At 70.6% G+C, this 22,660-nt stretch carries 22 protein-coding genes; 13 read left to right on the forward strand and 9 right to left on the reverse strand.

All coding sequences use genetic code 11. From position 1 onward, the window contains the following. Window positions 1-3: 3 nt before the first annotated feature. On the reverse strand, window positions 4-3,150 hold the full coding sequence (locus tag ACFSVL_RS37810) for a GH92 family glycosyl hydrolase (RefSeq protein ID WP_378311502.1): 3,147 nt from the start codon (window positions 3,148-3,150) through the stop codon (window positions 4-6). A 143-nt stretch (window positions 3,151-3,293) separates the two neighbouring features. Here ACFSVL_RS37810 and ACFSVL_RS37815 point away from each other — a divergent pair, with 143 nt between their 5' ends. From ACFSVL_RS37815 to ACFSVL_RS37835, 5 genes are all read left to right on the forward strand, one after another. After that, window positions 3,294-3,632, forward strand: coding sequence for a HEAT repeat domain-containing protein (locus ACFSVL_RS37815; RefSeq protein ID WP_378311503.1), 339 nt, complete (start codon window positions 3,294-3,296; stop codon window positions 3,630-3,632). A 30-nt stretch (window positions 3,633-3,662) separates the two neighbouring features. Beyond that, window positions 3,663-3,971, forward strand: coding sequence for a cupin domain-containing protein (locus ACFSVL_RS37820; protein ID WP_378311505.1), 309 nt, complete (start codon window positions 3,663-3,665; stop codon window positions 3,969-3,971). Window positions 3,972-4,051: 80 nt separating this feature from the next. Continuing rightward, the gene (locus tag ACFSVL_RS37825) at window positions 4,052-4,879 is read left to right on the forward strand and encodes a peptidoglycan-binding domain-containing protein (RefSeq protein WP_378311507.1); all 828 of its coding nucleotides are present in this window, start codon (window positions 4,052-4,054) and stop codon (window positions 4,877-4,879) included. A 57-nt stretch (window positions 4,880-4,936) separates the two neighbouring features. Beyond that, window positions 4,937-5,755 carry an LLM class flavin-dependent oxidoreductase gene (locus tag ACFSVL_RS37830; RefSeq protein WP_378311509.1) on the forward strand — a complete coding sequence of 273 codons (819 nt, stop codon included), beginning with the start codon at window positions 4,937-4,939 and terminating at the stop codon, window positions 5,753-5,755. A 45-nt stretch (window positions 5,756-5,800) separates the two neighbouring features. Beyond that, complete coding sequence (locus ACFSVL_RS37835) at window positions 5,801-6,823, forward strand: NADPH:quinone reductase (RefSeq protein ID WP_378311511.1); 1,023 nt, start codon at window positions 5,801-5,803, stop codon at window positions 6,821-6,823. Here ACFSVL_RS37835 and ACFSVL_RS37840 read toward each other — a convergent pair. Next, window positions 6,816-7,676 carry an SDR family NAD(P)-dependent oxidoreductase gene (locus tag ACFSVL_RS37840; protein ID WP_378311513.1) on the reverse strand — a complete coding sequence of 287 codons (861 nt, stop codon included), beginning with the start codon at window positions 7,674-7,676 and terminating at the stop codon, window positions 6,816-6,818. The genes ACFSVL_RS37835 and ACFSVL_RS37840 overlap by 8 nt on opposite strands. A gap of 67 nt (window positions 7,677-7,743) precedes the next feature. Between ACFSVL_RS37840 and ACFSVL_RS37845 the strand changes: the two genes are divergently transcribed. Further along, window positions 7,744-8,313, forward strand: a complete 570-nt coding sequence (locus ACFSVL_RS37845) for a TetR/AcrR family transcriptional regulator (RefSeq protein WP_378311515.1) — start codon at window positions 7,744-7,746, stop codon at window positions 8,311-8,313. 7 nt (window positions 8,314-8,320) lie between these two features. Here ACFSVL_RS37845 and ACFSVL_RS37850 read toward each other — a convergent pair whose 3' ends face one another. Next, complete coding sequence (locus tag ACFSVL_RS37850) at window positions 8,321-8,884, reverse strand: TetR/AcrR family transcriptional regulator (protein WP_378311516.1); 564 nt, start codon at window positions 8,882-8,884, stop codon at window positions 8,321-8,323. Window positions 8,885-8,964: 80 nt separating this feature from the next. Here ACFSVL_RS37850 and ACFSVL_RS37855 point away from each other — a divergent pair, with 80 nt between their 5' ends. Further along, window positions 8,965-9,882, forward strand: coding sequence for an NADP-dependent oxidoreductase (locus ACFSVL_RS37855; protein WP_378311518.1), 918 nt, complete (start codon window positions 8,965-8,967; stop codon window positions 9,880-9,882). Between the two features lie 263 nt (window positions 9,883-10,145). Beyond that, entirely contained in the window at window positions 10,146-10,574 is a 429-nt protein-coding gene (locus ACFSVL_RS37860; RefSeq protein WP_378311520.1) for a DoxX family protein, read from the forward strand. Window positions 10,575-10,592: 18 nt separating this feature from the next. Here ACFSVL_RS37860 and ACFSVL_RS37865 read toward each other — a convergent pair whose 3' ends face one another. Further along, window positions 10,593-11,621: a LacI family DNA-binding transcriptional regulator gene (locus tag ACFSVL_RS37865; RefSeq protein WP_378311522.1), complete on the reverse strand. Its 1,029-nt coding sequence runs from the start codon at window positions 11,619-11,621 to the stop codon at window positions 10,593-10,595. Between the two features lie 120 nt (window positions 11,622-11,741). Between ACFSVL_RS37865 and ACFSVL_RS37870 the strand changes: the two genes are divergently transcribed. The 3 genes from ACFSVL_RS37870 to ACFSVL_RS37880 are packed head-to-tail and all read left to right on the forward strand — an operon-like array spanning window position 11,742 to window position 15,691. Next, window positions 11,742-13,178 carry a purine-cytosine permease family protein gene (locus ACFSVL_RS37870; RefSeq protein ID WP_378311524.1) on the forward strand — a complete coding sequence of 479 codons (1,437 nt, stop codon included), beginning with the start codon at window positions 11,742-11,744 and terminating at the stop codon, window positions 13,176-13,178. Window positions 13,179-13,202: 24 nt separating this feature from the next. Further along, window positions 13,203-14,801 (forward strand): amidohydrolase, encoded by a 1,599-nt coding sequence (locus tag ACFSVL_RS37875; RefSeq protein WP_378311526.1) that lies wholly within the window; start codon window positions 13,203-13,205, stop codon window positions 14,799-14,801. A 32-nt stretch (window positions 14,802-14,833) separates the two neighbouring features. Next, entirely contained in the window at window positions 14,834-15,691 is an 858-nt protein-coding gene (locus ACFSVL_RS37880) for an LLM class flavin-dependent oxidoreductase (protein WP_378311528.1), read from the forward strand. Between the two features lie 86 nt (window positions 15,692-15,777). Here the strand turns inward: ACFSVL_RS37880 and ACFSVL_RS37885 are convergent, their stop codons facing one another. The 4 genes from ACFSVL_RS37885 to ACFSVL_RS37900 form a co-directional block, all read right to left on the reverse strand. Further along, on the reverse strand, window positions 15,778-16,236 hold the full coding sequence (locus tag ACFSVL_RS37885) for a MarR family winged helix-turn-helix transcriptional regulator (RefSeq protein ID WP_378311530.1): 459 nt from the start codon (window positions 16,234-16,236) through the stop codon (window positions 15,778-15,780). Further along, window positions 16,233-17,591: an MFS transporter gene (locus ACFSVL_RS37890; protein ID WP_378311532.1), complete on the reverse strand. Its 1,359-nt coding sequence runs from the start codon at window positions 17,589-17,591 to the stop codon at window positions 16,233-16,235. The genes ACFSVL_RS37885 and ACFSVL_RS37890 overlap by 4 nt, the downstream gene beginning before the upstream one ends. A 635-nt stretch (window positions 17,592-18,226) precedes the next feature. Next, a complete protein-coding gene (locus ACFSVL_RS37895; RefSeq protein WP_378311533.1) occupies window positions 18,227-19,540 on the reverse strand; it encodes a M14 family zinc carboxypeptidase in 1,314 nt (437 codons plus the stop codon). A 108-nt stretch (window positions 19,541-19,648) separates the two neighbouring features. Then, window positions 19,649-19,960 carry a hypothetical protein gene (locus ACFSVL_RS37900; RefSeq protein WP_378311534.1) on the reverse strand — a complete coding sequence of 104 codons (312 nt, stop codon included), beginning with the start codon at window positions 19,958-19,960 and terminating at the stop codon, window positions 19,649-19,651. A gap of 31 nt (window positions 19,961-19,991) precedes the next feature. On the opposite strand from ACFSVL_RS37900, the gene ACFSVL_RS37905 reads away from it, so the two are divergent. After that, window positions 19,992-20,381, forward strand: a complete 390-nt coding sequence (locus ACFSVL_RS37905; RefSeq protein WP_378311536.1) for a hypothetical protein — start codon at window positions 19,992-19,994, stop codon at window positions 20,379-20,381. Window positions 20,382-20,449: 68 nt separating this feature from the next. Here the strand turns inward: ACFSVL_RS37905 and ACFSVL_RS37910 are convergent, their stop codons facing one another. Next, window positions 20,450-21,307, reverse strand: coding sequence for an NAD(+)/NADH kinase (locus ACFSVL_RS37910; protein ID WP_378311537.1), 858 nt, complete (start codon window positions 21,305-21,307; stop codon window positions 20,450-20,452). Window positions 21,308-21,371: 64 nt separating this feature from the next. Here ACFSVL_RS37910 and ACFSVL_RS37915 point away from each other — a divergent pair, with 64 nt between their 5' ends. Then, entirely contained in the window at window positions 21,372-22,607 is a 1,236-nt protein-coding gene (locus ACFSVL_RS37915; RefSeq protein ID WP_378311538.1) for an FAD-binding protein, read from the forward strand. Window positions 22,608-22,660 lie beyond the last annotated feature (53 nt).

Raw genomic sequence — 22,660 nt, forward strand, 5'->3', positions numbered from 1 at the left:
AACTCAGCCGAGGCCGAGTGCGAATACGTGAAGGTCCGGATCGGCCGGGAGAGTCACCGTCGCGATCTGCTTGCCTGCCGGGATTTCCAGCGGCGCGGTGGCGTAAACCGAGGCGCCGATTCCCTGGCCGCCGGGCTGATTCCGGTGCGCGGTGCGGGCCACGAGCGTATTGCCGAACACTGGTTCGGTGCTTCCGCCCGGCAACACCCAGTCACCGAACGAAAGATCGGCGGTCGCCGTCGTGCCGTCGGTGAACGCGACGGCCGCGCTCCCCCGGTGGTCGCCGTTCGCCGCCGAACCGACGAAAAGCAGCCGGCGCGCTGAAGTTCCACCTAGATCGAGCTTCTGCCCGGACGCGACCGCGTTGTCCGGACGGCCGGACGGCGCGGCGGGCCAGACGAACGTCGTACCCGCCGCGTGCCCGGTCGACCCCGGAGCGAGACCGGCGTCAGCAAGCGCTTTCCGCGAATAGCTGTTGCCGGCGCCGTCGAAATTCGCCGAACCGCCGTCGCCGTCGTCGGAAATTCCGGTATTGCCGAACGCGCCCGCGAGACTTCCCTTCGGCGCGACCAGCACGATTACCGAGGACGAAACCGAATGTCCGGCGCCGCGCAAGGTCACCGGAACCTCGTAGTAACCCGCGCGAATTCCCGCCGCGGCCGTCACCGTCAGCTCGGTTTTCCCGCCGCCAGTGCGATCGTCGAGCCGCACCGAACGCGGGCCGGACACGGTGATCCCGGCCGGGGGCGACGTCGTGAGGTTCAGCGAGCGCAGGTGCCCGCCGAGCCGCTGGCCGTGCACCGCGACCGTGCCGGAGCCGCCCGGTTCGACGGTGACCTGGTTGGCCGCCGAGCCGACGTACGGCTCCTCACCGTCCCGATAGGACGGTGGCTGGGTGTTCGCGGCCCAGTTCCGGTCCGGCTGCGCGGACAGCGTGAAGTCGAGCCGCCCGCCGTTGCGCGCGAGATCCTGCGGCAAGGACGTCCGGTCCCACCGGTGCCCGTTCAACGCCAGCCCGTGCACGTACGGCGTGGTCGTCGACACTCCCGGCGCGCGGAGGTCCAGTGTGCGACCGCCCGGCAAGCTCAGCACCGCGCGTTCGAACAAGGGGCTGTGCACCGTGAGATCCGGCGTGCCCGGCGTCGACGGGTACAGCCCCAGCGCCGCCCAGACGTACCACGACGATTGCGCGCCGAGGTCGTCGTTGCCGGGTTCGCCGTCCGGCGTCGCGCTGAACAACGTGGTCGCGATCCGGCGCACCACTTCCTGCGTCTTCCACGGCTGGCCGACGTGGTTGTACAGCCACGGCACGCCGAAGTCCGGTTCGTTGCCCGCCCACATGTACGGCTCGTTCGGGCCGACGTTGAGCTTCTGGAAGAACGTGTCGAGCCGCGCGGACACCGCCGCCGGGCCGCCCATCGCGGTCACCAGCCCGGCCGTGTCCTGCGGCACGAGCCAGGTGTACTGCGCGGCGTTGCCCTCGTCGAACCCGTCCTGGCCGAAGGTGCCGGGCGCGGGCGGCTTGAACGCCGGACCGTCCGGGAACCGGCCGTCCTGGCCGCGCGGCTGGAGGTAGCCGGTGGCCGGGTTGAACAGGTGCTGCCAGTTCTGGCCGCGTTTCGTGAACTCGCGGGCCACACCGCGGTCGCCGATCGCGCCCGCGAACTGCGCGATGGCGAAGTCGTCGATCGCCCATTCCAGCGTGATCGACGCCCCGACCCGCGCGTGGTCGCCGCGGGAGGCGTCGTTGTTCGGCAGGTAGCCGCGGGCGAGATAATCGGCGATCCCCCGGCGCTCCTGGTACGCGCCCGGCGTTTCGTCCACCGAGGTCGCGCCCTTGACCAGGTATTTCAGCGCGGTCTTGACGTCGAAGTCGCGGGCCCCGAAGGCGTGGAGACTGGACAGCAGCGCGACCGAGCTGTCGCCGGTCATCTGCCCGGTGTAGCCGTTGGCCATCGGCCAGCGCGGCCACCAGCCGCCCTGGACCGCGTCGTTGGTCAGCGACTGCGCCATGTCGCTGGCTTCCTTCGGGAACAGCATGCCGTGGAGCGGCGCCAGCGAGCGGTAGGTGTCCCAGTCGGAGAAGTTGGCGTACTGCGCGTGCCCGGCGGGAAGCGTGCGGATCTGGTTGTCGAAGCCGATGTAGCGCCCGTCGACGTCGTTGAACGTGTTGGGATGCATCAGGCTGTGGTAGAGCGCGGTGTAGAACGTCTTGAGCTGCGCGGAATCCTTGCCCGCCACGCGAATCCGGCTCAGTGCGTCGCGCCAGGCGTCCCGAGTGCCCTTGCGCACCGCGGCGAAATCCCAGCCCGGGACCTCGGCCGCCATGTTCTTCTTCGCGCCCTGAACGTCCACATAGGACATAGACACCTTCGCGTGGACCACGCCCGCGTCGCCGAACGTCAGGTACGCCCCCGCTTTCGGCGCGTCGACCTGGTCACTGCCTGGCTGCACGGTCTTGCCGTCCCAGGTGCCGTGCGCGGTGAACGGCCGGTCGAAGGTGATGTCGTAGTAGACGGTGTACTTGTTCGGCTTGCCGCAGAAATGCCCGGTCGTGGCTTGCCCGCTGACCTCCCGGTCGCCGGTGATCCGCAGTCCCGCCGCGGAGTTCCCGGCGAGACTCGCGCCGGCCTTCACGAGCACCTGCGCGTTCTGTCCTGCGGGGAAGGTGAATGCCGCCAGCCCCGTGCGCGTGGTCGCCGTCAGCTCGCTGCGGACGCCCGAATCCGGGAAGGTGACCGCGTAATAGCCGGGCTCAGCCTGCTCGTTGTCGTGGGTGAACCGTTCGACGCGGTCCCACGGCTTCGCCCCGACGTCGCCGGTCACCGGCAGAATCGGCACGTCGCCGAACGCGTTGCAGCCGACCGACGCGTGATCGAGGCTGAAGCCGCGGATCTTGTCGCTGTGGTACTGGTAGCCGGCGTACGACCCGTCGGTGTCCGGGGAGAACTGCATCATCCCGAACGGCGCGGCCGGCCCGGGAAAGTTGTTGATCTCGCCGACCGACGACCCGCCGCGCCCGGTGCCGATGAGCGGATCGGCGTACGCCGCCGGATCGCCGGTCAACGGAGCCCCCGGCGCGGCCGCCGCGACCGCCCCCGTCCCGACGACTGCCGCCGTCATCAACGCTGCCACGACTGAGTACCGCACGGCACCTCCCAGACCTCGTGTTGTCCGACCTTTGCGGCTGGCGGGCGGCGAGGTCAACCGGATGACAGAGATCTGGCCGGTTTGGGCCGGACAAACATCCGACCGGCGGGAAAGCGCTGTACGGCGCCGATAGGTTCGATGCCATGGCGAACGGCTTCGAAGCGGCGATGCGGATGATGCGCAGCCGCGATCCGCAACGCGCGGAGGACGGCTTCGGCTTGCTGCGCGACCGAGCCGCCGAGTACCTCCCCGCGCTGCTGAAGGAGTTCGAGAACGAAGCTGAGGACCGCGGCGTGCGCAGTTGGCTGCTGGAGCTGATCGGGATGGCCGAATCCCCCGCCGCGCTGCCGGTGCTCGCCGCCCAGCTCAACAGCCAGAACGAACTGCTCCGCAACTGGGCGGTCATCGGGCTTACGCGCCTGGACACCCGCGAAGCGCGGACCGCGCTCTGGCGGGCGCGAGCCAACGGAACGATCCCCTAAACCGCACGAAGCGCGCTAACGTTGACGGACATGACAGAACCCGTCACCAGGGACGTCGAGGGCTACGAGGTCGGCTCCAGCGTTTCCGTCATCCGCGAATACGTCGTCACGCCCGGAGCCGGGCCGCGGCTCCACCGCCACCCCTACCGCGAAACCTTCGTCGTCCAGCGCGGCCGCGCGTTGTTCACCATCGGCGACGAACAGCGCGAAGGCGCGCCCGGCGACGTCCTCGTCTGCCCGCCGGACACTCCGCACAAGTTCGCCTCCATCGGCCCCGAACCGTACGAGGCGGTGCACATCCACGAGAATGACCGGTTCGTCACCGAGTGGCTGGAGTGAGGTCAGGCCGCATTTGTACGTCCCGTGTATCCCGCCGCGCGATGCTCGGCCCCGGACCGACCAGTACCGGGAGGACACGGATGTTCAGGAAACTCGCAGTGCTCACCGCCGGGGCCGCGGCGGCGGCCACGGTCGCCGTCGCCGCTCCGGGGGTCGCCGCGGCGGTGCCGGCGGCGAACATGGAGGCCGTGCTGCTGGCGGCCCAGATCGACCCGCAGCGCGCGGACAGCACGCAGACGCCGGGCGCGCACGACAGCGTCCTGCTGGTCGAGAAGGCGTTGCAGGCCAAGGGGCTGCTGGACGCCAAGTACGTCGACGGCTACTTCGGCACCACCACGATCGACGCCTACTCGAAGTACCAGAAGTCGCTGGGCTACACCGGGATCGACGCGTCCGGCCTGCCCGGCAAGACGTCGCTGGAGAAGCTCAGCAGGGGCACGTACACCGTCTCCAACGTGGTTTCCGCGGGCAGCCACGTGACCTACCACGGCGTCACGCTGAACACGCGCACCAAGGCGATGCTCCAGGCGGCCGAGAAGCTGTTCGGCAAGGAGGTCGGCCTCACCCAGGGTTCGTACAACCCGGGCGGCGTCGGCGCGTCGGCCGGGACGCACGACGGCGGCGGCGCGTTCGACGTTTCGGTGGCGAACATGTCCTCGGCGACCCGCACCGAATTCGCGAAGGACCTCCGGAAGGTCGGCTTCGCGGCCTGGGTGCGCACGCCGTCCCAGGGCGACTGGGGCTACCACATCCACGCGATCGCGGTGAACGATCCCGACCTTTCCTCGGGCGCGCAGCACCAGGTCGGCGCCTACTACCTCGGGCAGAACGGCCTCGCCAACCACGGCAAGGACGACGGGCCCGCGGTGAACCCGAAGCTGACCTGGGAGCAGTACCAGCGCGGCTGACCCGCCCGGCCGCCGCACTTGCTGGCGCGAGTGCGGCGGCCGTGGTTTTCTGGTGGCATGGCGGGAAATACTTTTCGGTTCGGGGTTGTCGCGACGGCGCAGGAAGGCGGTGCGAAATGGCGCGAAACCGCGCGCCGCGCGGAGGATCTCGGATATTCGACCCTGCTTTCGCCCGATAATCTGCACCTGCCCACCCCGACCGCCGCGCTGGCCGTCGCCGCGGCGGTGACCACCGAACTGCGCGTCGGCACGTTCGTCTTCGCCACCCCGCTGCGCACGCCGCGCGCGGCCGCGTGGGAGGCGCACAGCCTCAGCCAGGTCACCGACGGCCGGTTCGAGCTGGGGATCGGCACCGGGCTGCCGGCGATGCGCGAAGCCGCCGCCGAACTCGGGCTGCCCTACGGCACCGGTTCCGAACGGCTGGCCCAGGTGTCGGACACGATCTCGCACCTGCGCCGGCTCGACGGCGACGCGCACACGCCGGTGATGGTCGCCGCGGGCGGGCCGAAAGCGCGGCAGCTGGCGGGCGAACGCGCGGACATCGTCACCCTCGCCGGCAGCGTCCTCACCAGCCGCGCGGACACCGCGAAGCACACCGCTGAGATCCGCGCCGCGGCCGGCGACCGGAGCATCGAGCTGGCGATGAACATTTTCGTCGTCGGCGAAGAGGTACCGCCGTGGATCCGCGGCTTCATCGGCCACGACGCGCAAACCCTCATCGAGCACGATTCCCTCACCCTGCTGCGCGGCGGCCCGGCCGCGATGGCCGAGGAGCTGCAGCGGCGGCGCGAGGAACTCGGGGTGTCGTACTACAGCGTGAACGGCGCTTTCCTGGAGGACTTCGCCCCGGTGATCGCCCGGCTCAGCGGCCGCTGACCGCCCGGCGGGAATAGCCGCGCCCGCCGGTGGATTGCACCGAGGGTGAAAGCTGTGACCTACCGCCGGTTCGGCGGCCCGGAAGTGCTGACGTTGTCCGAACTCGCCGTGCCGGAGCCAGGGCCGGGCGAGGTGCGCGTGCGGATCGTCGTGTCCGCGGTGAACCCCACCGACTGGAAAGCGCGCGCCGGGTCCGGGTTCGTCGCGGAGCCGGAGCTGTCGGTGCCCCACCAGGATGGCGCCGGAGTCGTCGACGCGGTCGGCGCCGGAGTCACCGAATTCTCCGTCGGCGACCGGGTCTGGACGCTGCTGGCCGCCGCGCACGCGCCATTGTCCGGCACCGCGCAGGAGTACACCGTGCTTCCGGCGGACCGGCTCGTCCCGCTCCCTGACGAGGCCGGTTTCGACGAGGGTGCCGCGTTCGCGATCCCGGCGCTCACCGCGCACCGCGCGCTCACCGTCGCGGAGGACGGACCGCGCCGGCTGGCTCCGAATGCGTTGTCCGGCAAGACTGTTCTGGTCAGCGGCGGTGCGGGCGCGGTCGGCAACTCGGCGATCCAGCTGGCTCGCTGGGCGGGCGCGACGGTGATCTCCACGGTCAGCACCGAGACGAAGGCCGATCTCGCACGCGCGGCTGGCGCCCACCATGTCGTGCGGTACACCGAAGGAAACGTCGCGGAGGCTGTGCGGGAGATCGCGCCGGACGGCGTCGACCTGATCGTGGAAGTCGCCGCTGGCGTCAACGCGGCCCTGCACACTGCGGTACTCCGCCCTCGCGGCACCGTCGCGGCCTACGGCGACGACGGCGGCACCGGTTCGGTGGCTCTCGACTTCCGCCAGAACGTGCTTCTCAACACCCGCTACCAATTCCTGGTGCTCTACACCGTCGGATTCGACCGCCTGCGCGAAGGCGCGGAAGACCTGAACGCCGCCCTGCGCGACGGACGGCTCAGGCTCGGCCCCGACCACGGGCTGCCCGTGCACCGGTTCCCGCTGGCGGAAACCGCTCGCGCGCACGAGGCGTCGGAGAAGGGCGTCACCGGCAAGGTGCTGATCGAGGTCAGCTGACCGGCGGCTCGACCCCGGTCAGCTCCGCGCTCGCCGCCCACAACCGGGCGGCGGCTTCGGGGTCCGCGTACGGCCCCCGAACCGGCTCCGGCCGGGGCCGCCCCTTGAGACCGAACATCCGCGGCCCCCAGATCTGACCACTGTGGACATCCGGGCCGGCCGCCGCCCGCACCGCCGGCCGCGCGCCGTCGTCCTTGCCCTGCAAGACGATCCGCGCGAGACTCAGCTTCTGCCGAGCGCTGCGCACGTGCAACGGCGGCCGGTCCGGAGTCAAGCTGTCCAGCGCCCCGCCGGGATGCGCCACGACGCTCAGCTTGCTGCTCCCCGCCGCGCGGAGCCGTCGATCCAGCTCCAGCGCGAAGAGCGTTTGCGCGAGTTTCGACCGCTCGTACGCGGTTTTCGGCGCGTACGAACGCGTGCTCTGCAAATCCGTGAAATCGAGCTGAGCCGATTTCGCCGCGAAGCTCCCGGCAGTCACGATCCTGGCTTCTGGCGTCAGCCGGTCCCAGAGCGCCGCGGTCAGCGCGAAATGGCCGAGGTGATTGACCCCGAACATCAACTCGTGCCCGTCCTCGGTCTCGCGCCGCTCCGGCCCTTCGAGATACACGCCCGCGTTCAGCACGACCGCGTCGAGCGGCCCGGTCTCGATCCCCTTCACCGAAGCCAGATCGGCGAGATCCAGCCGCGCCCACGACGCCCGCGCCCCCGGCACCCGCTCGCGGAGGACCCGCAACGCGACCTCCGCCTTGGCCTCGTCACGACTGCCGAGCACGACCTCGGCACCCTGCTGCGCCAGCTGCTCCGCGACGAAGTAGCCGATCCCGGCATTGCCCCCGGTCACCAGCACCGCCATGACACCCTCCTAAATCTGAAGTCATTCTGACTTTAGACCCACTTCAGGTTTAGGTACACTCGGGGCCGTGGTCAACACCGGACGACGCGAACGCCGCAAACTCGAAACCCGGCGCCGGCTGGACGAGGTCGCGCTGCGGCTGTTCCTGGAACACGGCTACGACGGCGTGACCGTCGCGCAGATCGCCGAAGCGGCCGACATCTCCGTCGCGACCCTCTTCGCCCACGTCCCGGACGGCAAAGACGCCCTGATCTTCGACGACGGCTCCGAACGCCGTGCCGGAATCGTCGCCGCGGTCCGGGAACGCGACGAGCCGATTCTCTCGGCCCTGCACCGGTTTTTCGCCGCCCGCGGCCCCTACTCGAGCGACCTGCCGCCGGAACACGCGCCGAAACGCGACCTGATCGTGCACACGCCCGCACTGCGCGAGTACGCGCGCCGGCTGTGGCACTCCTGCGAACCCGACCTGACCGCGGCCCTGGCCGAGGAAAGCGACCTTCCGCCAGACGACCCAGCCGTACGGGCACTGGCCCGGTTCATCCTGGAAATCCCGGACCTCACCGGCACCGCGCCCGACCCCGCCGCCGCACTGGCGTCAGTGTTCGCGCTGCTGGAATCCGGCTGGCCACCACGCTGAACAGCCCTCAGCAGTCGGCGCTGGCCTCCCGCACCTCGGCGAGCACCTGCCGGGCCAGCGAGCCAAACTCGTCGCTCGCGCCGATCCACCGGTCGTAGGCGATCTCCCAGGCCAGCGCGCCCAGTTTCGCCGCCACCCGCGCGGTCAAACCCGGCACACCACGGCGTTCGAGCGCCTCGATCATCGAGTCGGCGAGGTCGGTCCTTTTCCGGGCCTCGCGTTCCCACAGCTCCGGATTGGCAGCCAGCACGGCCTGACGCCGGGCACTGAACTCACGGCGGTCGCCAGCAAAGAACTCCCGGCCGAGCGCGTCCAGCGCGTGCGCCACCGCGTCGAGCGGCCCGGCCGACGGCGGTGCCGCGGCGATCCCCTCGACCAGCAGACCGGTGATCTCGCCGCCGCCGAAGAGGACCTCGCGCTTGTCCGGGAAGTACCGGAAGAACGTGCTCTTGGTGAGCCCGGCGCGCTCCGCGATCTCGATCACGGTGGTGTTCTCGTAGCCGCGTTCCTCGAACAGGTCGAGGGCCGCGGCGGCGAGCCGTCCTGGTGCGTCGGGTTGCCAGCGGGCCATGAAAACCAGTCTACGGGACTTGGTCCCATCACCTCGGGTACGGTTGATGGGACCAAGTCCCATCACTCAGGAGGTGCCCGATGAGCAAAGCTGTCGTCTACCGGCGGTTCGGCGGTCCCGAAGCGCTCGAACTGCGAGACGTGCCCGAACCGCACGCCGGACCGGGCGAGGTCCGCGTCCGGGTCACCGCCGCCGGGCTCAACCCGATGGACTGGCAGATCGCCGCGAATCCCGAAATGGCGGCCAGGTTCGGCATCACGCTGCCGGCCGGCTTCGGCACCGACTTCGCCGGAGTGGTGGACGAGGTGGGTGCCGACGCTGTCGGATTCGCGGCGGGCGACCGCGTGCACGGGGGCGCGATCGGCCGGGCAGTCGCCGACTACGTGCTGGTCAAGACGCCTGCCACGACACTGTGGCGCACTCCGGAGGGCATCAGCGACGAGGTCGCGAGCACCCTCTCGGTGGCCGGTCTGACCGCCTCTGCCGCGCTCGCCGCGATCGGGCTCCAAGCCGGGGATACTGTCCTGATCGGCGGCGCGGCGGGCGGCGTGGGCATCTTCGCCGTGCAACTGGCGAAGCTCGCCGGCGCCCGAGTGCTCGGCACCGCTTCCGAGCGCACGTTCGGCTTCCTGCGCGAACTCGGCACCGAACCGGTGGCGTACGGGCCCGGCCTGGCGGACCGGGTGCGGGCGCTGGCTCCCGAAGGGATCACCGCGGCGGCCGACCTCTTCGACCGGGACACCGCGGAAACCGCGCTCAAGCTCGGCGTCGCGCCCGAGCGAATTTCCACCGTCGCCGACGGCCCCGCCATCCCCGGCGTGCGCGCGACTGGCGCCTTCGAAGCGGAACCGGGCTCCCTCGAACGGATCGCCGGCGCGGTCCGCTCCGGCAAGATCACCGTGCCGATCGCCGCGACCTTCCCGGTCGAGCAAATCCGCGAAGCCGTGACCACGCAAGCCGGACGGCACACGCACGGCAAGATCGTGGTCCTGCCGTGAACCGGCGGCGGGCGCGCGCAGACGCCGGAAACCCCGTTCCCCCCAACGGCCCTGCCCCTTCCCCGAACCGGACGCCGCCGCGTTCCCCAGCCGATACCACACCGGGCAGATCGGGCGGAACCTGACTTTCGCAGGTATCGCCGAGACTCCGGTCACCGGTATACCTGACACCGGTCCAGGAAAGGTCTGGACCACTGTGCGGACCGGTACGGGTGTCCGAACGGACGTCGCCGTCCGCCCGAGTCGTCCTATGTGGAGGCATCATGCACCGGCTGGACGCGGCGCAGGATTACGCGCTCGGTTTGTTCCGCATCGTCGTCGGGTTCCTTTTCGCCTGCCACGGCGCGAAAACGCTGTTCGGAGTGCTCGGCGCGGAGAGCACCGCGCAGGTGGGCGCGTGGCCGGGCTGGTGGGCCGCGCTCATCCAGCTCGTCGGCGGCGGGCTGGTCCTGCTCGGCGTCGCCACGAGGATCGCGGCGTTCATCGGATCGGGGTCGATGGCGTACGCCTACTTCACCGTCCATGTGCCGCAAGCGCTTTTCCCCATCGAGAACGGCGGCGAAGCGTCCGTGATGTTCTGCTGGGCGCTGCTGCTGATCGTGTTCACCGGCCCCGGCCGGTTCGCGCTCAGCGGGGCGCTGTCGGCGCTGCGGCCGCGGGATTCGCGCGTCGGAGCCGTTCCGCACGCCTGATTCCCGAGCACAACCCCCTCACCCCCGGGTCGATCCGCGCACCATCAGCTCGTACTCCGCCGGCCCGGGGGCCGGGGATTGTTCAATCCCCTCAACACGATCCACGAGCACCTCGACCGCGACGCGAGCCAATCGCACTGGACGCAAGTCCACCGAAGTGATCGGCGGGACGGACAACCGGGTCTGCTCGGAATCGGAATCCGACCCGCAGGCGATGCGCACGTCGCCGGGCACCGCCAGCCCCTTCGCCCGCGCGGCGGCCAGCACCCCGGCCGCGTGCCGCCCGGTCTGGCAGTACACCGCGTCCGGCGGCGAGGCCAGCCCGAACAGCTCCTCCCCCGCCTCGCGGCCGCCCGCCTCCCCGGCGACCTCCGCGCGGCGCACCGCCAGCGGCTCCTGCCCGCGCGCGCGAACCCAAGCGAGATAAGCGGTTTCGGCGTCCAGGTTCCACTCGTTGCGGTCGGTGCCCAGCACCGCCGCGACCCGCGACCCGCCCGCCTCGGCCAGATGGTCGAGCACGTCGGTCACGATCCGCCTGGTGCCGAGGTCGAGGTAGTCCGGCGACGCGGGACGCGCCGGGTCCCGGCCGACGCCGAGGAACGGCACGCATTCGCGGGTCAGCATCGTGATCAGCGGATCGTTCTCGACCGGTTCGGTGATCAGGAACCCGTCGCAGGCGAGCCCGACCGCGGGCGCGTCGGCGCGCGTCGGATCGGGCACCAGCATCAGGCCGTACCCGCGTTCCACCGCGGCCAGCGCGGCCGACCCGGCGAACCGCAGGAAGTAGTCGACGCCTTCCAGGAACGCGGTGTCCTGCGGGTCGAGCGGCCGGACCACGAGCCCGAGCACCCCGAGCCTGCTGGACCGCAGCCCGCGCGCGACCGTGTCCGGCCGGTAGCCCAGCTCGCGCGCCGCCTCCCGCACCCGGTCCGCCGTCCCGGGCGCGACCGTCCCGTTCCCGCTGAAGGCGTGCGACACGGTGGTCGGCGAAACCCCGGCGCGGCGGGCGACGTCCTTGATGGTCGCCCGCGTTCTCTTCCCGGCCATAGCGCACGAGCCTAACCTCGTCCAAATCGTTTTGGAACCCGGTCCGCCGCGGCCATTGCCCAAATCGATTTGGGTGCTTACCGTGACCCGGGTCGCGTCCCCGGCCCGGAGGTTCTCGCCATGACCGCTCCCGCCACCCCGCCCGCGTCCCCCGGCACGTCCGCGCCGCCCCCGGCCCGCTCCGGGCGCGGCCCCCGGGTGGAGGCCCACGGCATCGACGTCATCGGCGACGGCGAGCGGCACGGCCGGGCGCGGGACCTGTTCGGGGTGTGGGCCGCGCCCAACGTCAGCTACCTCAGCCTGGTGATCGGCGGCGCGCTGGTGCTCAGCGGGCTGAGCCTGCTGCAGGCGCTCGCGGTGATCGTCGTCGGCAACCTGTGCTGGGCGCTGGTCGGGCTCGTCGCGGTCAGCGGACCGGCGGCGGGCGCGCCGAGCGAGGTCATCATGCGCGCGATGTTCGGCACGCGCGGCAACCGGTTCGTGATCGGGCTGAACGGCTGGCTCGTTTCGGTCTGCTACGTGGCCCTGAGCTGGTCCGCGGCGTCGGTGACCGCGTTCAGCCTGTGCGCGCGGCTCGGCATCGAACTGAACACGCTGGGCAAAATCCTCGTGATCGTCGCGATCGCCGCCGCGACGCTGGCGATCAGCGTCTACGGGCACTCCGTGATCGTCCGGCTCTACCTGCCGCTCGCCGTCGTGACGGCCGCGATCTTCCTGGTACTGGGCGGTTTCCTGCTCCCGCACACCAAGTGGAGCTACCAGCCCGCGGCACCGCTGCACGGAGTGGCGCTGTGGGCCGCGCTGACCGGCGGCGTCGCGCTGGTCGCGTCCGCTGCGCTGTCCTACAACACCAGCGCGGACTTCGCGCGGTACTTGCCGCGCGACACCAAGCCGTTCGCCGTCGCTGCCTGGACCACCGCAGGTGCGTTCCTGCCGAGCATCGTGTTCACCGCGCTCGGCGCGTTCGCCGCGACCACTTTGGACATGAGCGATCCGCAGTCCGCGCTGGAATCCGTGCTGCCGCAATGGTTCACGCCGATCTTCCTGATCGCGGTGATCCTCGGCGCGATCGCCAACAACGCGATGACCGTGTACAGCTCCGGCCTCGCGCTGCAGGCGATGGGCGTCCGGCTCCGCCGCTCCCGCAGCGTCCTGCTGGACGGCACGGCCGGGGTCCTGCTCACGCTGTACGCCTTGCTCGTGTCGGATTTCCTCAAGGCGGTCAACGACCTGCTGCAGCTGATGGTCGTCGTGCTCGGCCCGATGATGGCGATCTACGTGACGGACCTCCTCGCGCGCCGCAACCGCTACGACGGCCACGCCCTCGCCGACGAACGCCGCGGCGGCCCGTTCTGGTACACCGGCGGGGTGCACTGGCCCGGAATCGCCGCTCTCGTCCTCGGCGCCGCCGCTTCGGCCGCGTGTCTGTCGGTTCCCGGCATGTACACCGGATTCGCCGCGAGTGCGGCCGGCGGGATCGACTTCTCGCTGCCCGCCGGAATGCTGATCGCCGCCGCCGTCTACCTGTTCATCGGCCGTCCCCGCGCAGCCGCCTGACCTTCGATCGCAAGGAGTTTCTTCATGGACCTGACCCCGGTGCACTACCGAGGCGGCCGGATCTTCACCGCCAGCCCGTGCGGCTGGGCGGAATCCATGGTCGTGCGCGGCGAAACGATCGAATACGTCGGCAGCACCGCGGACGCCGACCGAATCGACGCGCGGGTAGTCGACCTGGACGGAGCCTTCGTCCTGCCCGGTTTCGTCGACGCGCACACCCATCTGGTGTCGATGGGCGAAGCACTCGACCAGGTGGACCTGTTCCCCGCCACCTCCCCCGAGGACATCCAGCACCGGCTCGCCCGCGCCGCCGCGAACGATCCGGCGGCACCGCGGATCCTCGGCCGCAGCTGGCTTTTCGACGCGCTCGGCGACCGCGCCCCGGATCGGCAGCTGATCGACGCGGTCGTGCCGGACCGGCCGGTCTACCTCGCCGCGAACGACGTCCACTCCGCCTGGGTCAACAGCGCCGCGCTGCGCGAGCTGGGCATCGACCGCGACACGCCGGACCCGCTCGACGGGCGCATCGGCCGCGACGCGACCGGCGAACCGGACGGCATGCTCTACGAAACCGCCGCGCTGCAACTGATGCGGCACTTCCTCGACGAACAGACCAGCGACGCCGACCGGGACCGCGCCCTGAAGTCCGCCTTCGCGCAATACCGCGCGGACGGCGTCACGACCGCCGTCGACATGGCGCTCAACGAGGTCGACCTCGCGGCGCTGGAACGGGCGCTCGAAGGCGGGCGGCTGCCGATGCGTGTCGCCGGGCACTGGCTGATCGAACGCACCGGCAACACCCAGGACGATCTCCGTCAGGTCGAGCGCGCGGCCGAGTTGAGCGCGCGGTTGTCCGGACCGTGGCTTCGGGTGGCCGGGATCAAGGTGATGGTCGACGGAGTCATCGACACCTGTACTGCGGCAATGAAAAAGCCGTTCGCCGACGGCAGCCATCCCGGGCCGTTGTGGCCGCTGGAAGCACTCTCCCCGGTCGTCGCGGCAGCGGACGCGGCGGGCCTGCAGGTCGCGATGCACGCCATCGGCGACGAAGCGTCGGACATCGCACTGTCGGCGCTGGAGCACGCGATCGAGACGAACGGCCCGCGCGACCGGCGGCACCGGCTCGAACACCTGGAGACCGTGACCCCGGAAAACGTGCGGCGGCTGGCCCGGCTCGGCGCGGTCGCGTCGATGCAACCGGTGCACGCCGACCCGGCGATCCAGGAGAACTGGCGCGCGATGCTGGGCGACGACCGGGCGCGGCGCGGATACCCGTGGCCGGAAATGACCGCCGCCGGCGCCGTCCTCGCGTTCGGCTCCGACGCCCCGACCGCTCCGCATCCGCCGCTGCCGAACATGTACATCGCCACCACCCGCCGGTCCGCGCTCAACCCCCAGCTCGAACCCAACCTGCCGGAATACGCCCTGCCGCTGGCCGAAGCCCTCGGCCACGGCACCCGCGACGCGGCGTACGCCTGCCGATGGGACGGGCTGACCGGACAGCTCGCGCCGGGCCTGGCCGCGGACTTCGCCGTGCTGGACGTCGATCCGTTCGCCGAAGAACCGGACGCGCTGCTGCGTGCACAGGTGCGCCAGACTTTCGTGGCAGGCAAATCCGATTGACGCGCCACCGGGGCCTGGGCAGGGTGGCGAGTATGCGTTTCTCGGTCTGCATCCCCAATTTCGGCGATTTCGCGGACCCGCGCGCGGTGGCCCGGGTGGCCGCCGCCGCGGAAGAGACCGGCTGGGACGGGCTGTTCGTCTGGGACCACGTGGTGCTGGACAAACGTCCCGGCCGCCGGTTCGGCGACCCGTGGCTCCTGCTGGCCGCCGCCGCGCTCGCCACCAGCCGCATCCGGCTCGGCCCCATGGTCACGCCCGTCGCCCGCCGCCGCCCGCAGCAGCTCGCCCGCGTAGTGTCCACTTTGGACCACCTCTCCGGCGGCCGGGTCGTGTTCGGCGCCGGGCTGGGCGCCCCGCTCGAAGCGGAGTTCGCGGACTTCGGCGAATCCGCCGACCCGAAGGTCGTCGCCGAGAAGCTGGACGAGGGGCTCGACCTGCTCGCCCGCTTCTGGACCGGCGAGCCGGTCACGTTCTCCGGCAAGCACTTCACCGTCCGCGACGTGCCGCTGCTGCCCGAACCGGTGCAACGCCCCCGCCCGCCGATCTGGGTGGCGGGCCGCTGGCCGAACCGCCGCCCGATGCGCCGGGCGGCCCGCTGGGACGGCGTGGTGCCGATCTTCGAATCCGCCGGGCACGCGGGTTTCCCGGACCTGGCCGAGGTGCGGGACCTGATCGCCTACATCCGGCAGGAGCGCGACACCGACGCCCCGTTCGACGTGGTGTTCGGCGGACCGAGCCCCGCCGACCCGGCCCAGGCGCGAAGCCTCGTCGAACCGTTCGCCGAGGCCGGAGTCACGTGGTGGGAGGAAAGCCTGCCGTACGGAAGCCCGGAGGAGGACAAGCTGGACCCCGTACTGCGCCGCGTCGAAGCCGGCCCGCCCTCGCTCTAAGCCCGCTTCAGGTCCGTGAAGGGAACCCTGGGGGAATCAGAGTCCGTGAAGGTTCCCCTCACGGACTTTCGCCCCGACCCGCCGGTTCAGTGCGACTGCCCCGACTCCGCCAGCGCGTCGATCGCCCCGACCAGCTCGTTCAGCGCGGGCACCGCGGCCGCGATCAGATGCCGCCACGCCGGATGCACCCCGTCCAGCGCGGCGGCCAGGATCGCGGCGTTGTGCCCCTGCCACCGCTCGACCGCGGCGCGGCCGGTGTCGGTGAGTTCGAGCGCGACCGTCCGCCGGTCGTCGCCGCCGCTGGTGCGGGTGACCAGGTCCCGTGCGCGCAGCCCGGTCACCATCGTGGTGACCGAGTTCGGCGCGAGCTTCAGCAATTGCGCGATCCGGCTCGGCCGCGCGCCAGGATTCTCGAAGAGGCAGGACAGCAATTCCAGCTGCGCGACCGACAACGTGTTGTCCGGGTCGGCCGTGCGCGCGGCCCGCCGCATGGCCCGCCGCAGCCGGGCGACGACGTCGGCGAGCGCGGGTTCCGGCGCGGTCACCGTACCGGCTCCGGCCGTGCCGCCAGCCCGGTCGCCGCGGCCAGGACGCCCGCCCCCGCGAGCACCGCGAGCGCGGCCGTCTCCCCGCCGGTGTGCAGGCACAGCGTCACCAGCGCCACGCCGAGCGCCGTCCCCAGTCCGCGCGCCATGTTCACCAGTCCTCCTCCGGTGGCCGACATCCGCGCCGGGATCGCGCTCATGACAGCCGAATTGTTGGCTGGAATGAACACTCCCAGACCGAGCCCGGCCACCACCAGCGACACGCCCACCTCCCACGGAGCGGACGCCGGCCCCAGCCCCGCGCATCCGGCCGCCGCGACGAGCGCGCCCAGCACCGTGCGCCCGCGAGTGCCCAGCCGCGCCGGCAGCGCCCGGTCGGCCAGCACCGCCGCCACCGCGAACCCGGCGGGCAGGCAGGTCAGCACGAGCCCGGTCCCGCCCGCCGCGCCGAGCACCTGCGGCAGCAACGTCAGCGGCCCGAATAGCACAAGGTATCCGCACAGCGCGCCGGCCAGCCCGAGCGACACCACCGGCGGCCGCAGCACCGACAGCCGCAGCAGCGGGCTGCTCGCCGCCTTTTCCCGCAGCACGAACCCGATCGCCGCGCCGACCGCCGCCGCGGCCAGCGCGAGCACCAGCCACCCCGGCATCTCCAGCCCGGACACCCCGGAGATCACCAGCAGCAACGCGGTCGACGAGGTCGCCAGCAACGCGACGCCTGCCCCGTCGAAGCGGCCGAGCGGCGTGCGCTCGCGAGTGCGCGGCAGCAGGTACCGCCCGGCGATCAGCCCGGCCAGCCCGACCGGCGCGTTGACCAGGAAAACCCACCGCCAGCCCGCGGTGTCGACCAGCAGCCCGCCCACCGCGGGCCCGAGCGCGAGCCCCAGCGCCTGCGCCGCCGCCTGCACCCCGAGCGCGGAGCGCATCCGGTCCTCGCGCACGCTGCGCACCACCAGCGCGACGCTGTTGGCCTGCAGCATCGCCGCCCCGATCGCCTGCACCACGCGGAACGCCACCAGCCAGCCGAGCGTCGGCGCGAGCCCGCACGCGACCGACGCGACGGTGAACACGCCGAACCCCTGCACGTAGGTGAGCTTCCGCCCCACCGCGTCGGCCACCCGCCCGACCGCGGCCAGCAACCCGACCAGCGCGAGCAGATACGCCAGCGACACCCATTCGACGGCGGCCAGCGGAGCCCCGTATTCGCGCTGCAGCGCGGGAAAGGTGAGCGTGACGATGCTGGCGTCGAGCTGCCCCATGAACGCCCCGAAACACACCGCGCCGACCGCGAACCACCCGGCCTTCGGATGATCCCGCACCGCCGCCGGCCGAGCCCGCTCCAGGCCGATCGTCACTGCCGCCTCCCGTTCGATTAGTTCTGCTACCGAACTACTCTACGGGATGTACGTACATATCGCATAGCCGCTGAAGCGACGTTCTTGTGGCGAGCCGGGTGAGATAGGTCGCCCACCGAGTTACCCGACGGTGACCTGAACACCACCCGGAGCACTCAGCGAGCAGCCGTTCGACCACGAACAACGCGACGGCGGACCCAGGGGCAGCACGCCCCTGAGCCCGCCTCGGCGAGATTGCCGTCCAACGTCAGGGACTCAAGGCGGCGCTATGGGCACAGCCGAGGAGTGTCCGCCCAGGCCGAAACGGCTGACGGACCGGATTGGCTCGCACCGGGGCCGACGCGGGCGGCGGGCGCTCGGTGCGTCGTCCGTGAAGGGCACCTTGAGGGAATCAGATTCCCTCAAGGTGCCCTTCACGGACTTGAAGAAACGGGCACCCTGACATTAATCGGGCATTTCGCTGAGGTTGGCGTCCTTTATGGACGGTCAGCATGCTGAGCCACCCGGCTTAAGTCCCGGCATCAGGATTGTCGTCCGTGAGGGGAACCCTGAGAGACTCAGAGTCCCTCAGGGTTCCCCTCACGGACACTCGAACCGACGGTCGGCAGGCGGGAGACCGCGGGGTCAGCCCCCGCTCACTGCAGGTACGGAGCCGCCGCCGACTTCGCCGCGGTGATCAGCGCGCCCTTGTTCTTCGGCCAGAACGTGCTGTCCACGCACGAATACCGGGGCAGGAACCCGCCGCAGGTGCCGCTCTGCCCGCCGACCTCGAACGTGAAGCTCGCGGCCCCCAGCGCGCCGTAGGTGAAATCGTCCGTGGTCCCGCTGGTGGAGTAGCCCACGGTTTCCGTGTTGGTCCCGACCAGATACCCGTTCGACTCGCTGAACCGCGCACCGAGCTTGCGCAGCGCGGCGTTGTTCGGCGCGGGGTCGGAGGTGAAGCCCCACGGGACGATGATGTCGTTGCCGTAGCTGTGCAGCGTGATCATCGTGCCGCGCGCGGTGTCGGGAGCCGGGTCGTTGTCGCCGCTGCCGCGCTGTTCGGAGATGACCGAGCGGAAAAGCTTTTCCAGCGCCTGGACTTCCGGTTCCGAACCGGCACTCGGCCCCTGGTAGGTCTCCGCGCACGGCGAGTTCGAATCCGCGCCCCAGCGGAAGGTCGAATTGCGGTTCAGGTCGATGCCGCTTCGCGTCCCGCCGCAATTTCCGTTGCTGGTGTTCGCGTTCTTGCGCTGCAGTTTCGGCGAATTGCCGCCGGAGGCGACGATGTCGACGCCGTCCGGGTTCGAGATCGGCACCACCCACACCTCGGTGGAGTCCAGAATGGACGTCGCGGTGGCGTCTTTGCCGTAGCCGTCGGCGAGGTAGTCGATCCAGCGCCAGGCGAGTTCGCCGGTCGCGATCTCCCGCGCGTGGATCTGGGCCATCAGCACGAATTTCGGCTTCGGCGATTCCGTGGACAGCACGCAGTCGCCGTCCTGCTTCTTGGTCAGGCAGATCGCGTTGATGTCGTGGCCGCCCTTGCCCTGGGTCTTGCGCCACGACTGGCCGATCGTGTACTCGGTCGCGAGATCCGGATGCGCCGCAGCCACTTTCGCGAGATGCGCCTCGTGCGCCGGAACGGTGCGGTAGCCGCCGTAGTACGTGTCCGCCGCGGCGCGCGTCGTCACTCCTTTGTAGACAGTGTCGAAGAATTCCGGCGCGTACCCGCGATCGCGCAATTGCCGGGCCACCGCCTGGTTTCCGACCACGTACGCCACGCCCGGCCCGGATTCCGCGACGTCGAACCCGGCCCGGGCCAGATCCGCGGCTTGCGCGGGAGTAGCAGGCACGCGCCACGAAACCGGATCATCCGGTGCGGCAGCGGCGGTCGCGGTCGTGGCGCCGCCAAGAACGGCCAGCGCTCCGACGAGGCTGAGAGTGAGCCGGATCGAGAACTTGCCCGCCATCGAAGCTCCTCACGCAGCAAGGGAAGGCCAGCCGTGCAGACGGTGACCGATTAGCAGCGCACAGTGTGCTCTTCCGGACGAATCCGGCCCACCTCCGAAAGTCGGGTGTCAGCAGGTGACCGAAACCTTCGCGCCACGCTCGAACGAAACGTGGACGTGGTCGTAATGGTTCGCGGTCTCGCCGCCCCGGTCCTCCATCGCCGACCAGCCGCCGCCGTCGTTGTAGCGCTGCTGCCAGATCACGTACTTCACGCCGAAGTCCTCCTGGTGCTCGAGAACATAAGCGGCGACAGCGTTTCCGGTCTTCGTGTCCACCATGAAGTCCAGCGCGAGACCGGCCGGATGGTCGCTCGCCCCGGACCGTCCGGCCCGCCCGCCGACCGAATCCACCCCGAACTTCTCCTTGACGTGATTGCCCACCTGAGCCACCGCGGGCTGCGTTCCGGCCAAAGTGGACGAACACGCTTTCGCCGCCGGGGTTTCCGGAGTGCGCGAGGTCGTTTTGCTAGTCGGCGCACTCGAAGAAGTGGTCGGCGCGGCACTCGAAGACGTCGGCGGCGTGGAGGTGGTGGACGGAACGGTGCTCGACGCCCGCGGTGCGCTGAACGCGTGCATTTCGGCGGCGGCGGCCGGGAACTGCTCCGGTTCGACCGAACTGGCGGCCAGCCACACTGGCACCGCCAGCGCGCCGACGGCCAGCGCGCCGGCCGCGGTCGGCAGCCGCCACGATTTCGATCCGTCCCGATGTCTACCGGACACCTCGCACCACCATCTCCTCGTTCGGGTCCGCAAAGCCGCCACGACATTACGAACAGGACACGGCAATGTCACCGACAAGTGACAGCGGGCACACTCCGAACGAGATCACCGCAGGTCAGCGCCCGATTACCGGGCGAACGCGCGGCCAGCTCAGGACAGCGGGATCTCCGCCGAATCGCTGAGCCGCAGCTTGCGCCGGGCGCGCTGGTAGAACGTCGTCATGCCGAGCCGGACCACCCGGGCCGCGCCCGGCCGGGCGTGCAGGTCGACCGTTTCGCCCGGCCCGACGTACCCGGCAACCTGGCCGTCGACCTCCACCGCGAGCCGCCCGCTCGACGGCAGCACCTCCAGCGTCACGGTGTCCTGCACCGACAGCACGACGCCGCGGCTGTACGCCGAATGCGGCGCGGCGGGCGTGACCAGCAGCGCTTCCACCGCCGGGCTCGTGATCGGCCCGCCCGCGGAGAAGCTGTACGCGGTGGAGCCGGTCGGCGTCGCGACCACAACGGCGTCCGCGGCGTAGCTGACGAACTGTTCGCCGTTCACCTGCACTGCGACGACGGCGCTCCCGTCGCCGGGCACGCGCACCACCGCGACGTCGTTGAACGCGGTCTCGATCCGGCCGCCGAACCGCGCGTCCACAGCCAGCCGGGGCTCGACTGTGAATTCTTCACGGTCGATCGCGGACAGCGCGAGCGGCAGGTCCGGCACGTCGACCTCGGCGAGGAAACCGAGCTTCCCGAGATTGACGCCGAGCACCGGCGCGTGCTGCCCGTCGGCGAGCCGCATCGCGCGCAGCATCGTGCCGTCGCCACCGAGACTGACCACCAGATCCGACCGTTTGCCCAGCTCAGCGGGCTGGACGCCGGTCGCCGAGCAGTCCACGCGCGCGATCTCGTCCACGATGCCGAGGATCTCGATCCCGCGCCCGGCGGCCCAGCCCAGCACCGCGTCGACCGCGGCTTTCGAATCGCGGCGCGGGTGCAGCACGAGTCCAGCGGAATGCATGTCGGGTCTCCTAGGTCGGCCTGTCCCCAGTCTGCCGCGCCGGGGCCGGTTAGGCTCGGCGTTCGTGATCGAAAACTGGGCTGGCAATCTCACTTACCGCGCACGCGAGATCCGCGCCCCGCGCACCCTTTCCGAAGCGCAGGACCTCGTCGCGGTCGCAGCCCGGGTGAAAGCCCTCGGCAGCCGGCACAGCTTCAACACCGTCGCCGACAGCCCGGACGGCATCCAGCTCGATCTCACCGCCCTCGGCACCGCACCGGAAATCAACGCCGGAACCCTGACCATCGGCGGCGCGACCCGCTACGGCGACGTGGTCGCACAGGTGCACGAGGCCGGATACGCCCTGGCCAACCTGGCGTCGCTCCCGCACATCACCGTCGCCGGCAGCGTCGCGACCGGCACCCACGGCTCCGGCCAGCGACTGCCCGGCCTGGCGTCCGCAGTGTCCGCAGTCGAACTACTCACCGCCGACGGCTCCCTGCGCACTTTCTCCCGCGCCGACGCCGAATTCCCCGGAGTAGTGGTGAATGTCGGCGCACTCGGCGTCCTGACCCGGCTCACCCTCGACCTGGAGCCGACTTTCGAGGTGCGCCAAGACGTTTTCGACACCCTCCCCTGGTCCGCCGCACTGGAGCACTTCGACGAAATCCAAGCGGCGGGCTACAGCGTCAGCCTGTTCACGAACTGGGCCCGCGCCGCGATCGACCAAGTCCTGCTCAAAAACCGCGTACCGGCCGAGATCCCCGATTCGCTGTTCGGCGCCCGCCCCGCCGACGGCCCGCGGCATCCCGCCCACGCAGCGGGCATTTCGGCGGAAAACACCACGATGCAAGGCGGCGTCCCCGGACCGTGGTACGACCGGCTGCCGCATTTCCGCCTGGAATTCGCGCCCAGCGTCGGAACGGAATTGCAAAGCGAATACTTCGTCCCCCGCGCCCACATCGCCGCGGCTTTCGAGGCATTGCGCGGCATCGGCGACCGGATCGCGCCACTGCTGGTGGTGTCGGAAATCCGCACTGTCGCAGGCGACGAACACTGGCTGAGCCCGGCATACGGCGGCGATCAGGTGGCCGTGCATTTCACCTGGCAGCAGCGGCAGCCGGAAGTGGAAGCGGTGCTGCCGTTGGTCGAAGAGAAACTGGCCCCGTTCGGCGTCCGCGCCCATTGGGGAAAGCTGTTCCACGGCGCGGCTTTGGATCTGGACCACGACGGGGTGCGGCAGTTCCGGGAACTGGCGGCTGAACTGGATCCGGCCGGGAAGTTCCGGAACCCGTTCCTGGACCGGCATCTGCTCCGTTAGTCCACAGTAGACAGTCAGTAACAAAGCCGGTACAAAACCTCCTTCCGTACCAC

The organism is Amycolatopsis silviterrae, assembly GCF_042684085.1.
Lineage (GTDB): Bacteria > Actinomycetota > Actinomycetes > Mycobacteriales > Pseudonocardiaceae > Amycolatopsis > Amycolatopsis silviterrae.

What these genes read in the sequence shown, in the direction of transcription:
- ACFSVL_RS37815 (WP_378311503.1), top strand. Translation starts at nt 3,294, where the DNA reads ATGGCGAACGGCTTCGAAGCGGCGATGCGGATGATGCGCAGCCGCGAT.
- ACFSVL_RS37820 (WP_378311505.1), top strand. Translation starts at nt 3,663, where the DNA reads ATGACAGAACCCGTCACCAGGGACGTCGAGGGCTACGAGGTCGGCTCC.
- ACFSVL_RS37825 (WP_378311507.1), top strand. Translation starts at nt 4,052, where the DNA reads ATGTTCAGGAAACTCGCAGTGCTCACCGCCGGGGCCGCGGCGGCGGCC.
- ACFSVL_RS37830 (WP_378311509.1), top strand. Translation starts at nt 4,937, where the DNA reads ATGGCGGGAAATACTTTTCGGTTCGGGGTTGTCGCGACGGCGCAGGAA.
- ACFSVL_RS37840 (WP_378311513.1), bottom strand. Translation starts at nt 7,676, where the DNA reads ATGGCGGTGCTGGTGACCGGGGGCAATGCCGGGATCGGCTACTTCGTC.
- ACFSVL_RS37850 (WP_378311516.1), bottom strand. Translation starts at nt 8,884, where the DNA reads ATGGCCCGCTGGCAACCCGACGCACCAGGACGGCTCGCCGCCGCGGCC.
- ACFSVL_RS37855 (WP_378311518.1), top strand. Translation starts at nt 8,965, where the DNA reads ATGAGCAAAGCTGTCGTCTACCGGCGGTTCGGCGGTCCCGAAGCGCTC.
- ACFSVL_RS37860 (WP_378311520.1), top strand. Translation starts at nt 10,146, where the DNA reads ATGCACCGGCTGGACGCGGCGCAGGATTACGCGCTCGGTTTGTTCCGC.
- ACFSVL_RS37865 (WP_378311522.1), bottom strand. Translation starts at nt 11,621, where the DNA reads ATGGCCGGGAAGAGAACGCGGGCGACCATCAAGGACGTCGCCCGCCGC.
- ACFSVL_RS37870 (WP_378311524.1), top strand. Translation starts at nt 11,742, where the DNA reads ATGACCGCTCCCGCCACCCCGCCCGCGTCCCCCGGCACGTCCGCGCCG.
- ACFSVL_RS37875 (WP_378311526.1), top strand. Translation starts at nt 13,203, where the DNA reads ATGGACCTGACCCCGGTGCACTACCGAGGCGGCCGGATCTTCACCGCC.
- ACFSVL_RS37880 (WP_378311528.1), top strand. Translation starts at nt 14,834, where the DNA reads ATGCGTTTCTCGGTCTGCATCCCCAATTTCGGCGATTTCGCGGACCCG.
- ACFSVL_RS37895 (WP_378311533.1), bottom strand. Translation starts at nt 19,540, where the DNA reads ATGGCGGGCAAGTTCTCGATCCGGCTCACTCTCAGCCTCGTCGGAGCG.
- ACFSVL_RS37910 (WP_378311537.1), bottom strand. Translation starts at nt 21,307, where the DNA reads ATGCATTCCGCTGGACTCGTGCTGCACCCGCGCCGCGATTCGAAAGCC.